This is a genomic window from Streptomyces rishiriensis, assembly GCF_030815485.1.
GTDB classification, from domain to species: Bacteria; Actinomycetota; Actinomycetes; order Streptomycetales; family Streptomycetaceae; genus Streptomyces; species Streptomyces rishiriensis_A.
Map to the genome: position 1 here is coordinate 69,918 of NZ_JAUSWV010000001.1, position 12,839 is coordinate 82,756.

Here is a 12,839-nt window from a genome sequence, read left to right on the forward strand (position 1 = left end):
GTGGGCAACGCAGCCGCTCAAGAAACAGCAGGACCAACTGCCTCTTCGGGGGTGGCGGCAAGTGGTGAGCCTCGCTCCCCGGTCGACGGCACCTGTACCGAATAGATCCACTGCAACACCCCAATCAGCGCGCTGCGCTGTCTGTCCGTCAGGATCTCCCGATCCCGGCCGGCCTGGCGCGGCAGAGAGAGCAGCACTCGATCGCCCCTATTGAAAGGAGCCCGCGAGATGGCAGCCCGTAAGCGTCCCGGCCGCGTCCGTACGAAGCGCACCAACCGCCGCCCACCTTTACTCCTCAGCACGATCGCCCCTCAGGACATCAACGTTCGCGAAGGCGAGACCTGGTCGATCGTCTGCCCCGACTGCCGCGCCTGGCGGCGCCTGATGGGCGAGACACAGCTCAAGATCCGCGAGCACTGCCACAGCGACCAGGTCCCCGAAGGAAAGACCCACGAGCGCTGCCCCGGCAGCAACCAGTTGGTGCTCATGGACCACAGCGTCGATCAGTGGGGCGAGGCCATGCTCACCGCGGACAGCACCGCGACCGGCCGCCGCTCCGCCCGGCAGCACCACAAGCCGCTCCCCGCCCCGGCCCCGGCCCTCACCCACATGGCGAAGCCGACCCGGGTGCCCGAGTACGACGGCCGAGCCCCGTGGATCGTGCGGGAGCTCCGGTGGGCGTCGACCGCCCCGGCCGTACGTGACACCGACACCCGGCGCGCCCAACTGCCAGCCGGGGACGTCCCCACGGACGGCCCGGCCGTCCCGCTCACCACGCTCCGCCCCCAGCGCCCGACGCGCTGACCCGTTCCGCACGAACGACCGCGGCCCCGGCCGACCCGATCATCTCGGGCCGGCCGGGGCCGCGGCTGCTCGCCCGACAGCCCGACTCTCACTAGGCATGAGCTTGCCGGTACGAACCGCCCCGACTCCCTGGCCGCCGCCCGCTTTCTAGTGGCAGCCGAGGACGATCCGCTGTTCTCAGCAGATGACGCGCACTGCCCGTCCGGCGCGCACCGCCGTGCGTCGATCTCGGTCAGCGTGGATGAGGTCACCACAGGCGCCGAGCACCAGTCGCCGACCACGTTCTGATCGAACATGCAGCCTGCGCTGCCCGCCGTCGACCGCCCCGCCTCGCGCGAGTCCGGTGGCCGGCGGAGTGCGCAGGACGCACTCACGCGATGGACCCCGGGGTAGCCGCCCCGGGGTCCTTTCGCAGGTCAACCTTCCGAGAGGACGACCCACATGCTCAGCATGACAGCGCCGCTTCCCACCCTCATCACCCTGCCCACCGCCGCCGACGAGATCGGCCCCCGCCATCCGGGCGCGATCTACCAGAACAGCGACGGCCGGTTCGAGGTCCTGGCGCTCATCACCGACCCGCGCGAGGCCGCGCAGCTGCTGCGCCGTGACAGCGCTCGATGGGCGGTCATCGTCCGCGACACCCTGCGCCCCGACGGTCAGCCGTACGCGATCGGCTCGACCTGGACGACGTCGGACTACCTGCTGCGCGAGGGCAGGCCCGCCTACACCCAGGCTGCTTGACGATCCGCCACGGCCCGGCTCCCACCCGACCAGAGCGTTGGGGGGTGGGAGCCGGGCCGTGGCGGGCCGTCAGGCCAGCCATACGGCGGCGGCTCCGGAGGTAGAGCTCCGGAGCCGCCAGTACAGGAAGGTCTAGTTCCTGTGATCGACAGCATGACATGCAGCCGGCCGGCTGTGGCAGACCAGGGCGCCCACCGTCGTCTCGGACAGCACCTTTTGAATGTCGTCCGCCGCCAGGACGCAGCCATTCCCGCCGACCGGCGCGCCCCGCGCACCGCCGCGGAGATGCGGCTCCGACAGAGCAAGGCGAGCGGCCAGCAGGCCTGCGGAACCTGCCAGGGCGCCGGCGGCCGCACCGTCGACAGCAGCAGCAGCGGAATCACCCGGCAGGGCTGGGTGCGCTGCGACAACTGCCAGGGGACGGGGCGCGCGTGATGCGGGCACGCATGACCGTCGTAGCCCGCCGCCTGGTCCTCGCGGCGGGCGGCCAGTGCTCCTGGTGCCACGCGTGGTTCGCCGACTGGAACGGCGGCACGTGCGACGCCTGCCGGGCCGCCGGGCACTGATGCCGCACGTCATACAGGCGGCCCGAGCAGCTCAGCACCGCGCCGCCCGGGCCGCCGTCCGGCTCGGAACCCGGTACCCCTTCGCCCGCCGCCTGCTCGCCGCTCCAGCCGCGGCGGCCATCACGGCGTGGGAGGCGGGGCGCCGGATGGCCGACCTCCACCCGTGCCACCGACACCACCCTGAGGAACCCCCGCGTGCCTGAGGACCTCTACGACCGCTACCAGGTCGCCTTCACCGTCCACCGTCAGCATCGCGCCACCTGCACTGCCTGCGCCGACACCAGCCGCTGCCCGCAGGGGCAGGCAGCGCCTGTACGAGTCCTTCGCCCGCTTGCAGGACGCCTACCTCAACCGTCAGCGCCGCAAGCGGCGCTGACGCTCCGCCAGCCCGATACCGCCACCTCTGTCGGCTGCCTGACCCGCACAGCCCGCCCCCGCCCCCGTCGGCGGCCGGGCTGTGCGGCGTCCAGGGGAGCCGCGCAGCCGCGCGATCTCACGACTCACCTCATCCCGGAGGCATCACCTCATGCGGACGCTCCCGTTACTGACCCCACTGGACGACCCCGGCCTGCCTCGCTGCCAGCCGCGCTCCCTGTGCCTGCACACCCCGGCCTGTCCGACCGTCACCAGCACGGACGCCGAACGCGCCCGCGTGGTGGCCGCCCGCCCGGAGCAGGGCTGGAGCCTGCTCTGCAATGGCGTCCTGGTCTTCGACGACACCGGTGAACTGCTCCCCGACGGCCGGGCCGCCGACCCGCACCGCCCCGCCGTCGCCGCCGACTACTGGATCCGCTGGCGGCACCCGCACGTCGCGGGCTCCGACCCCGGACCCTGGGACACCCTCACCGTCCAGGTCCGGCCCTTCACCGGGCTGGAGGACCAACCGCATCTGCCCCTCGAGGCCTGGCGCGACCCGGCCCTCACCCGCGAGCAGCGCCGCCGTCTGTCAACGGAGTACGACGCCGCGCAGGTCGCCTGGTCCCAAGCCCGATTGCGCCAGCAGGCGGCCCCGCTGCTGCGCGAGGCCGCTGCGCTGTGGCAGGCCTGGATCGCCGCACGCGACACCCTGACCCGCACTTTCGACGGGTTCCGGGAGGCCACCGACAGCCACTGGCACGCGCAGCTACTGCGACTGGCCGACGCTGAAGCCGCCGCTGAAGCCGCCGCCGACCGGTTCGACGCCGTCGCGGCCAGTCTCGCCCGGCTCGCCCACAAGCAGATCCGGACGGCAGGCGAGGAACACGACCTGCCCCTCCATACGGTCGCGCAGGAAATCGGCCTGGACGCCTCCGACTGGCGCATCGGCTGGCACGGCTCCTACGACGGCTCCGCTCCCACCACCTACGGCGACCGGCTGACCGACCACCTGCACCAGCAGATCACCACGCAGCGCACGCGGCTGCGTGAGCTGGACGCCCTCACCGAGGGCCTGCGCCGGCACAGCACACTCCCGGCCCCGCACCGAACACCACTGCGCCGGCCGTAGGAACACCCGCCCGGGCCCCTCGCCGGGGCCGCTTCGTGGGCACCGACCGCCGTTTCGGGGTCAGCCGCCCACGTTTCGGGAGCGGCCCCCACCGTTTCGCCCACACCCTGAACGACCCATTCCGGAGGCCCCCATGACGATCACCGACTGGCCGCGAACCGCAGCCGAGACCGACCCCGACTCGGCTACACCGGCCGCCGTTTCGGGAACGCGTCAGCCGGTTTCGCAAACGCTCGACACCGTTTCGGACGCGCCGGACCTCGCTTCGGAGACGGAAAGCGGAACCCGGACGGAGACCTCTGCAGGGAAGCTGACCGGAAGCCAGAAGTGGGCGGCCGGAGCGATCGTGATCGCCGCGCTCGCCCTTGCGGGCATCGGCCTGTACCTCAGCTTCGAGCACGTCGCGGTCTTCGCGTTCGAGGAGCTACGCTTCGGCTCGCTGGGCAAGGGCCAGATGTTCGCGGTCGGCGTCGACGTCGGCATCATGGTGATGATCGCGGTCAACCTGCTGATGGCCTGGCTCAAGCGCCCCATCAGCTGGATTCGCTACCCCGTGTGGCTGCTGACGGCCGCGACGGTCGTCCTCAATGCCGCGTCCGGCGCCCCTGAGGGAGCCTGGCAGCTCCTCGACTACGTCGCCGCCGGCGCCCACGGCGTCGTGCCGGTCCTCTTCATCATGGTGGTGGAGCTGGGACGCACCTCGATCGACCGCATCGTCCGGCCTGACCAGGACGAACGCGACTCGATCCCGTGGCTGCGGTGGGTCCTCGCCCCCGTCGCGACGGCTAGGATCTTCCGCCGGATGCGGCTGTGGGGCGTCACCTCTTACCCGGAGATGATCTGCCGCGACCAGCAGCTCATCGCCTACGAGCAGTGGCTCAAGCGCAAGCACGACGGCGACATTTCCCAGGCCAGCGAGGACGAACTGCTGCCGATGAAGATGGCGCCCTACGGCTATACCGTCGCGCAGGCCCTGGCCATGCCCGACGAGCAGGACCAGGCCGCGCTGGAGCGGGAGGAAGAGGCAGAGCGTCGGCGCCGGGCCGCGGAAACCCGCCGCGAGGTTGCCGACGCCGACGCCACAGCCGAACGGCTGCGGGCACATGGCAAGGTCGAGACCGTACGCGCCGAAGTCGACGGCCAGACCGCACAGGCCCGCGCCCACGCCAAGGCGCAGGCCAGCGCCGCAGAGCGGGCCGCTGAGGTGGAGGAGAAGGCGCTGGAGACGGCGCTGGTCGCCGAAGCCCGCGCCCGTGAGGCGCAGGCGGCCCGGCTGGAAGCCCAGGAGCGCGAGGCGCAGGCCGCAGCCGACGTCCGCACGGCCGACTTGGAGCGCCAGGCAGCCGAGAAGCGGAGGGAAGCAGCGGAGGCCGACCGGGTAGCCGCAGCGGAGGCTCAGGCGATCGAGACCCAGACCATCGCCGAATCCCGCGCGGCCGCTGCCGAAGCTGACGCGGCTGCTGCCGAAAGGGAGAGGGTCGCTGCCGAAACGCGGTGCCGCGCTGCCGAAGCCGACCGGCTGACAGCGGAGGAAGAAGAGCGTACGGCGGCCGCTCGCGCCAACACGCAAGCTGCCCGTGAGCGTGAGGCCGAAGCCGAAATCCGTGCTGCCGAAGCGAGGCTCGCCGCTGCCGAAGTTGAGCGGCGCGCGGTCGAAATCGAGGACGCCGCGAAGCTCACCCCGCGCGAGCGGTCGGTCCGCAAGGTGGCACGCATGGCGCTTGAGGCCGGCGCGGTGACCGTGGGCCTCGAGCCCGACGGAATCCACCGCGAGCTGTGCCGGGTCATTTCGATCGCCGACATCCAGCGCGAGTTCGACGTGTCGTCCACCGACACCGCCTCGAAGTACCGGCAGGAGGCCGTCGCGCTGCTCGCGGCCGGCTACCGGCGCTGACCGACCTATCCGGCACCCATCAGTGAGGGCCAGCCCATCCGAAGTGGGCTGGCCCTCGCTGCGACTGCCGGAAGCAGTCACAGATCCCCAAGTACACCAGGAGGAACCCCCGCCGTGAACAGCAACGACCCGACGAACCACCCCCTGCGCGGCGTCGCGCAGTCTCCGGAGGCGACCGCCCGGTACCTGGCCGACATCCAGCGGGTCCTGCTGGAGATCGGCGACAACCTGGAAGTCTTGGCCCGCGAGACCCGCGTGCACCTGCGCACGACCCACGTGGAGGGTGACCGCTGGTATCACGCCCGGCTGCGCGCCCAGCCGGTCGAGAAGACACTCAGGGACGTGCTTCGGCACCTGAACGGCCTGACCGACGGGCTGGAAAAGGCGGCCTACAAGCGCAACGACTTTGCCGACAAGGTGAATTCTTTGCCCAGGGAGCGCAAGCAAAAAGAGCTGGAAAAGCAGCGGAAGAAGAATGCGCAGCTTCCCGCCGCCCCGAATTATTCTCCCGAGGGTGGACGGCAGGCCCCGCAGCAGGGTTACAGCGGTCCTGCGTCCATTTACGACCTCGGGCGCGGCAGGGAGTCCGCGTGACCCGGCCGCTTCTGAAATCCGAGCTGAAGGCGCAGCGCTCCCGCGAATATTTGATCGCGCAGCGGGCCGATTTCATCGCCAAACACGGCGAGGATCTCGGGGCTTTCTATTTCCTGGTCATGCTGGTGCAGACCCTCGGGAAGAAGGCGCTCAAGGGTGGCGACGTGCAGAGGCTGCGGGCGCTGGCCCACGACCTGAACGCCGTCTACCTCAAGCACACCCAGTAACCGCCGCACGCGTGAAGGGGGCCACCACGAAGTCTGCGGCGGCCCCCTTCGGCGTCTCCAACGCCCAGGCGCCCACACGCCCACCCGCCCAGGCGCGCACACGCGTACGCGAGGCAGTCACCCGCTGTCAAGCCCGACCGATAAGGAGATGAGGCCGTGTCGGATGACACCGAACCCGAGGGACGGCTGATCAGTTTCCCCCCTCCCGGGGGAGTTCTGGACCGGCCGCCGGACCTGGCGGATCCCGGACGACTCTTCCCCGCACCGGATATTCCGCCGGAATCCCCGGAAGAGACGACCATGGAACTGCCGGTCACTCCGGCGGCCCCCGACCCTCTCAATTCGCTGCGATCGGAAGGAATTCCGTTCGCCGATCCGGAAAGCGATACGTCCGGTGAATTAGGTGAGGATGGCGAGGGTGAATATGTGCAGCCTCGCTCTCTCGCTGACCGGCTGGGTGACTGGCTGGAATACCGGATCGAGATGGGCCGCGCCCGCCTGGAGAGCGACGCCCCGTTCCGTGAGGCAGAAATCGCGCGGAAAGTCGCCCTGCTGGAATCGCAGACAGCCCGGGAAACCGGCCTGATGGACGCGCAGAACAAGCTGCGCCAGGCCCGTCTGAAGGCCGGGGCCGACCGGGCGGGAGCGCGCGGCAAAGCCGACGCGTCGGCTGCCGGGTTCGGCTCGGACAAGGGCCGGGGCAAGTCCCCCGGTTCCGGGGGCGGGGCCGGCCGTTCCAGCGGTTCGGGCCGCGGCGGCGGAACCACCGGCCCTGGCGGCAGCCCTGGACGCGGATCCGGCGGCGCCTCAGGCCGCGGCCCCGGGGGCGGCAACTCGCCCAAGAGCGCCGGGAAGGGCCCTGATCGTTCCGGTGGTGGCCGTGCTAGCGGGCCGAAGGGCCATGAGTCGTCCGGCGGCTCGAAGGGCCGTCAGGGCGGTGCTGGTGGTCTCGGCTCGGGCAGGGGTAACGCAGGCAGAGGCAGTGCCGGCGGCTCCGGGACCGGCAGGGACCGGGGTGCTCAGCGCGACGGCGGCAAAACCCCCGCCTCGAGGCCGGCGGCCGAACGGGCCCGCGGTCGCCAGGAGCGCGCAGCTGCCCGCCAGTCCGCCCGGCAGCAACGGGCCGCGGCACGGCAGGCCGCCGGCCTCTCCGACCGGAGCAGGGACCGTGACCAGGACCGCGAGGCTGGGCAGGCAGCCCGCGACCGGTCCGAGCGCCGCGCGGACAAGAACCGCCGACGGCAGGAGAAGACGGAGCGAAAGGAGCAGCAGAGGAAGCGGCAGCAGACCGCCCGTGAGCGAGCCGAACGCACCGGCTTCGGCGAGGCCTTGGCGGAGGAAGCCCAGCGCCGCTGGGACAAGCGCCGCCCGGGCACCGACGCAGGGTCGACAGAGACCTCTGGCGGCGAAGCGAAGGAGAGGAAGGAAAGGAAGGAGGAGAAGGACGGGAAGCCGGAGACCGGCGACGGCGGCGCGAGGACGGAAGAGAAGAAGTCCGAGCCCGGCGACAACAGCCGCAGTGACGTCCCGCCTGACGGCGCGTCCGAGCCGCAGCAGCCTGGCGGCCCGGAGTTCGACCAGCCGGAGGACGACGGCAGGGGCTGGACATGGACAGACGTCGGATGGCGCCGCCGCACCTCACACAGCACCCCGGACGGTGACCCGGCCAGCCCGTTCGGACCGGACCGCACACCGCCCACCCCCGAGTGGGCCGACGGCCGCCCTAACCGCCCTGCTGACACCGAGCCGGAGTCCAGCACGGACATCTGGGACGCGGTGATCGTCGACGACGAAGGCGACCCGTTCCGCTCGTATGCCGCGCGCCGCCCCGGCCTGCCCCGCGCACCCCGGCAGCGGCCCGCCTACCGCACAACCGAGATCAAACGGCCCGGCACCAGCCGCCCGGCCGAGTCAACCGCCGCGGCCGCCGGGGACGACACCGTGCCGTCCCCGGCCACCGCCAGCACCCCACCAACCACGGAGGAACACCACGTGGCCCACACCCCCGCACCCCGCACACCCTCCGCGAGCGGGCCGCTGCCCGCTCAGCACCAGACCGACATCACCTTTGAGCAGTATCTGATCGAAGCCGTGAACTTGGCGGTCGCGGCCGGGGCGGACAAGGAAGAGGCCATCGAGCTGGCCAACGGGCTGGAGAAGGTCGCTGACGCCCTGCGCGACATGGCCGCCGACCTCACCGCCGGCCACGCCATCGACACCCGCGTGACGGCCCTGATCGCCGACCTCGCCGACGCCGCCGACCAGATGAAGAAGGACGCCACCCACTGCGCCACCGAGTCCGGCATGGCCTGCGAAGCCGCCGTGACCGTCGCCGGTGCCGTCGGCCTCATCTACGGCCAGGACCAGCAGGCCATGCAGGACGCAGGCCTGACCCACACATCCGCCGCCGCCCACCACTAGGGCCTGTTGCGAAAGTGGATCTTGTTCGTCGATGATCAGCTGTCGTGGGACGTGGGGATCTGACGAACGGCCAGTGGGCCCGGCTTGAGCCGCTGCTGCCGCAGGGCATTAAGCCAGGCCGTCCGCAGGTGTGGACGCGGCGGCAGCTGGTAGACGGCATACGGTGGCGGACCCGGACAGGTGCCCCCTGGCGTGACGTGCCGGAACGTTACGGGCCGTGGGACCGGGTCTACGACCTGTTCCGGCGCTGGCAGCGGGACGGCACCTGGGCGAGGATCCTCACCCAACTCCAGGCCGAGGCCGATGCCAAAGGCCTGATCACCTGGGACGTCAACGTCGACTCCACCATCTGCCGGGCCCATCAGCACGCCGCCGGAGCGGCGAAAAGGGGGACCTGCAGAAGGAACCGCCCGGCGGCGTCTTCGTCGAGCCGGCCGACCACGGCCTCGGACGCTCCCGCGGCGGACTGACCAGCAAGATCCACCTCGCGGTCGAGCAAGGCCAGAAGCCCTTGTCCGTCGTGATCACGGCCGGGCAGCGGGGCGATTCCCCGCAGTTCGAAGCGGTCCTGGAAGCCATCCGGGTGCCGAGGTTGGGCCTTGGCAGGCCGCGCAGACGCCCGGAACGGGTGCGCGCCGACAAGGCGTACGACTCTCGCAGTAACCGCTCTTACCTGCGCAGACGCGGGATCAAGGCCACGATCCCAGTCCCGGCAGACCGTGTCCGCAACCGGCTCAAGCGCGGATCGCGTGGCGGGCGACCGCCGACGTTCGACAAGGACGACTACAAGCAGCGGCACGCGGTCGAGTGCGGGATCAATCGCCTCAAGCGCCACCGGGCCGTCGCCACGCGGTACGACAAACTTGCCGTCCGCTACGAGGCAACCGTGCTGGTCGCAGCCATCAACGAGTGGCTGTGACCAGCACTTTCACAACACGCCCTAGCAGCCCACGGAGGGGCATGCACCGCGAAACAACGATCTACATCCTCGGCACCCGGCACACCGTGCGCACCGACGCACCGACGCACCGACGCACCGACGCACCGACACGGTGCGCCAGCTGGAGTCCGCACACCAAAAAGCGGTCCGCACCGCGCAGAAGGACCTGTACGCCGCCGTCCCCGCCCGCGACAAGCAGGCCGCGGCGGACCGGCTGCACGAGCAGGCCCGCACCGAACCCGACAGCTACCGGCGCGAGGTCCTCAAAGACACCGCCAGGGGCATCGGCAGCCACAAGTTCGCTCCGCCCACCGGCCGGTGGGCGCAGGTCCGCAGGACCCCGCGCACCCCGTCCGCACTGACCCCGCAGGACGTCCTGGACAAGCACAGCGGGGTGACTCACGAACACATCCCCGACCCGACATCCCCACCCCCGCCGGTGAACCCGGACCCGGCGCAGCGCCCCGACACGGACGCCGCACCCGGGGCCGGGCCGCCACCCGCCGGAACCACCCCTGAGGAGGGATCGATGAGCGACCTCGATGTTCCCGACAACTATCTGATCGGCCCCCCGGTGCGCGAAGTACCCGTCGCCGCGACGGACGGCGACAACCGGTACAAGGCGGTGCAGCAGAAGCTGACCGCCCTGGCCCGCACGCTCGACAGCTCCCTGCTCGAACTTGAGCAGCTGCACCTGCGGATGAAGGCCAACGCGACGCGCTCCGAGGAGGCGGCCCGCGCCATCGCGGCCGCGGACGTCGACCCGACGTTCGTGGAAATGCAGAACGCGGTGTCGCTCGCCCTGGGAGGCGCGCAGGTCGCCGCCCGCAGGCTTGGGGAGTCCGGGCGTGAGGTCTCCCGCCTGGCCCACGAGGCGCAGACCCTGCACGCCAGCCTCTACCAGGGCCTGGACGACATTCGCTCGTCCCGCCGCGAACGCACCCCCAAGCCGGGCTTCTTCGCCCGCTGACCCCTCCCCCACACCCTCTGTCCCTGTTTCCGGGCGGTCCCGCACCCTGCGGGGCCGCCCGCCCCTATTCCCTTGAAGGAGTATCTGGTGCCCGCGCCGCGCCCTGTCGTGCTGGAACGCCTCGCTTACACCCTGGCCGCGCCCGCGCTGGCCGTGGCCCCCAACGTCTCCCCCGACGGCGCCGTCAGTACGTCGGTCCTGCTCGCCGGGACCGCCGGAGTGGCCGGCACCTACCTCGCCGCGAAGAGCGGCACCGAGGGCGCCGGCCGCCGCATTCTGCGCTGGACTCCGCTGACCCTCGCGGCCGCGATCGACATCGCCGCCCAACACACCACCGGATATGGCCCTGGGGGAATGGATGCCCTGCTGGCCGCCGGGTGGGCGGCCGCCGGATGGACGCTGTTGCCCTTCTCCCGGCTCGCCCGCTCCCGCCACCGCCGCGCCCTCGCCGCCCCTGCACCCGTTGCCGCGGCCCTCCCTATGGCTGAGGCCCCGGTCATCGTCGACGACGGGGCCGACATCTTCACCCAGCAGGTGCGCCGGCTGTGGGAGCGGGCCGGACAGCCCGCGAACACGATCGTGGTCAAAGCGGTCCCGCACGAGGGAACGCCCCACGACCTGACCCTGCTGCTGCGTGCCGCAGAGACCGGGCGGCCGATCACCGGCCTCACCGAAGCCGGCGTCGCGGCCGCATTCGGTACCGACGTGAGCGTGGTGCGCTTCGCGGACGTCCAGCAGCAGCCGGGCCGCCAGGGCGGGCCGGGCTGGCTCGAGGTCCACCTCACCCCCGACGCCGACCGACGCCGGCGCACCGCGCCCACCGCCGCGGAGCTGTGGGCAGACACCATCGGCGGCGAGCGCGGAGCCATCCCAGGCTCCGTCTACGTCGACAAGGCCCGCGACGCCTCGCGCAAGGTGACGTTCTGGATCGCCCGCATGGCCGACCCGCAGACCGAGCCCCGCGTCAGCCTGCCCGCGCTGTGTACCGCGGTGGGCGCCGCTTACGACGACGGCCGCGTCTTCCTCACCCTCGACGGGCCGGAAATCCTGGTCTCCGTGTGGGACTCCTCCCCGCTCGCCGCGATCTACCCCGCCACCCGCGAACTGCTCACCCCGGACACGGACGGCCGGTGGGTGTGCGGCTACCTCACCAACGGCCAGCCCGCCCGCCAGCGCGTCTACACCGACCGCGGCGCCGCCCACGGCCTGCTCACCGCCCCCTCCGGCGGCGGCAAAACGCAGCTCATGGGCCTGTACATCGCCGCCGACTCCCTGTTCGGGAAAGTGGTGTGGCTGGCTACGGAGGCACCTGACGAGAAGACCGCCGCCCTCGGGGAACACACCGACCGCTACGGCATCGGCCCGTTGTTCATGGTCCGTATGACGCGTGCGCTGGTCGCCCTGATGGAGATCCGCGGCCAGATGCGGTGGGCCGACGGCGAGCTGCACGACTGGGCACCCGGCGCCCCCGGCTGCCCCTACCGGCCGCTCGCCGCGTACATGGACGAATTCCTGTCCGCCGCCCGCCACGACCTGTACGGGGCGGAGATCATGAACAACGCGGAGATCATCTCGGTCAAGGGCCGCAAGTACGGCGTGGGCGAGACCGTCGCAGGACAGTCGGTCTATGTGCAGGACGGGTTCACGCAGCTGCTGTGCGAGAACCTCCGCGAGAACTGCATCCCGATCGTGCTGAAGGTCGCCCCGAAGAAGATCCTGGAGATGTTCAAGACGCTCGGGGTCGCGCCCGAGGACACCCCCGACCCACTCCCGCGCTCGTTCTCCCCGGCGGAGGCCGGACGGATCGAGCGGATCATGGCGGGGCAGCCCGAGCCGCCGACCGACTCCAACACCGGCGGCGCCGGATGGATCATCGAAGGCAAGAAGCCCGAGGTGTTGAGGACGCTGTTCATGGACTTCGGGGCCGGGATCAGCCACCTGTTCGCCGACACCGTCCACGGCCTCACCGACCACGAGATCCGCGAACTGGACGCCCTCGGCCTGTGGTTCGACTGGACCGAACCGGCCCCCCGGCCCGGCGAGTTCGGACCCGAACCCGACGAAGACGGCGACGGAGAGGACATCCCGCGCCCCCGCAAGAGCCGCAAGCGCAGCCCCGCATCCCACCGCGACACCGTCACCTCCGCCCGCCAGGCACTGGAGACGATCAAGCACCTCACCTCCTGACGCCCCACC

10 protein-coding genes and 1 pseudogene are annotated in these 12,839 nt (G+C 71.4%); all 11 read left to right on the plus strand.

Annotated features, from left to right (window positions below):
- Window positions 1-228: 228 nt before the first annotated feature.
- The gene (locus QF030_RS00365) at window positions 229-804 is read left to right on the plus strand and encodes a hypothetical protein (RefSeq protein ID WP_307160634.1); all 576 of its coding nucleotides are present in this window, start codon (window positions 229-231) and stop codon (window positions 802-804) included.
- Window positions 805-1,245: 441 nt separating this feature from the next.
- The gene (locus tag QF030_RS00370; RefSeq protein ID WP_307160635.1) at window positions 1,246-1,545 is read left to right on the plus strand and encodes a hypothetical protein; all 300 of its coding nucleotides are present in this window, start codon (window positions 1,246-1,248) and stop codon (window positions 1,543-1,545) included.
- Between the two features lie 174 nt (window positions 1,546-1,719).
- On the plus strand, window positions 1,720-1,980 hold the full coding sequence (locus QF030_RS00375) for a hypothetical protein (protein WP_307160636.1): 261 nt from the start codon (window positions 1,720-1,722) through the stop codon (window positions 1,978-1,980).
- 723 nt (window positions 1,981-2,703) lie between these two features.
- Window positions 2,704-2,883: pseudogene (locus QF030_RS00380) on the plus strand (DUF5999 family protein); the annotation flags it as partial.
- An 847-nt stretch (window positions 2,884-3,730) separates the two neighbouring features.
- Window positions 3,731-5,491 carry a DUF2637 domain-containing protein gene (locus tag QF030_RS00385; protein ID WP_307160637.1) on the plus strand — a complete coding sequence of 587 codons (1,761 nt, stop codon included), beginning with the start codon at window positions 3,731-3,733 and terminating at the stop codon, window positions 5,489-5,491.
- A gap of 114 nt (window positions 5,492-5,605) precedes the next feature.
- Entirely contained in the window at window positions 5,606-6,085 is a 480-nt protein-coding gene (locus QF030_RS00390) for a hypothetical protein (protein WP_307160638.1), read from the plus strand.
- On the plus strand, window positions 6,082-6,312 hold the full coding sequence (locus tag QF030_RS00395) for a carbohydrate ABC transporter (RefSeq protein WP_307160639.1): 231 nt from the start codon (window positions 6,082-6,084) through the stop codon (window positions 6,310-6,312). Before QF030_RS00390 ends, QF030_RS00395 begins: the two co-directional genes overlap by 4 nt.
- A gap of 156 nt (window positions 6,313-6,468) precedes the next feature.
- The gene (locus tag QF030_RS00400; protein ID WP_307160640.1) at window positions 6,469-8,733 is read left to right on the plus strand and encodes an ATP/GTP-binding protein; all 2,265 of its coding nucleotides are present in this window, start codon (window positions 6,469-6,471) and stop codon (window positions 8,731-8,733) included.
- Window positions 8,734-8,777: 44 nt separating this feature from the next.
- Window positions 8,778-9,652, plus strand: a protein-coding gene (locus QF030_RS00405; RefSeq protein ID WP_373428703.1) for an IS5 family transposase whose coding sequence is annotated in 2 segments (ribosomal slippage) — window positions 8,778-9,171 and window positions 9,171-9,652 — 876 coding nt in all. Because the reading frame shifts where the segments join, the coding sequence is not laid out codon by codon here.
- A 133-nt stretch (window positions 9,653-9,785) separates the two neighbouring features.
- Complete coding sequence (locus QF030_RS00410; protein ID WP_307160642.1) at window positions 9,786-10,643, plus strand: hypothetical protein; 858 nt, start codon at window positions 9,786-9,788, stop codon at window positions 10,641-10,643.
- A gap of 87 nt (window positions 10,644-10,730) precedes the next feature.
- Window positions 10,731-12,830 carry a chromosome segregation protein ParM gene (locus QF030_RS00415; RefSeq protein ID WP_307160643.1) on the plus strand — a complete coding sequence of 700 codons (2,100 nt, stop codon included), beginning with the start codon at window positions 10,731-10,733 and terminating at the stop codon, window positions 12,828-12,830.
- Window positions 12,831-12,839: the final 9 nt, after the last annotated feature.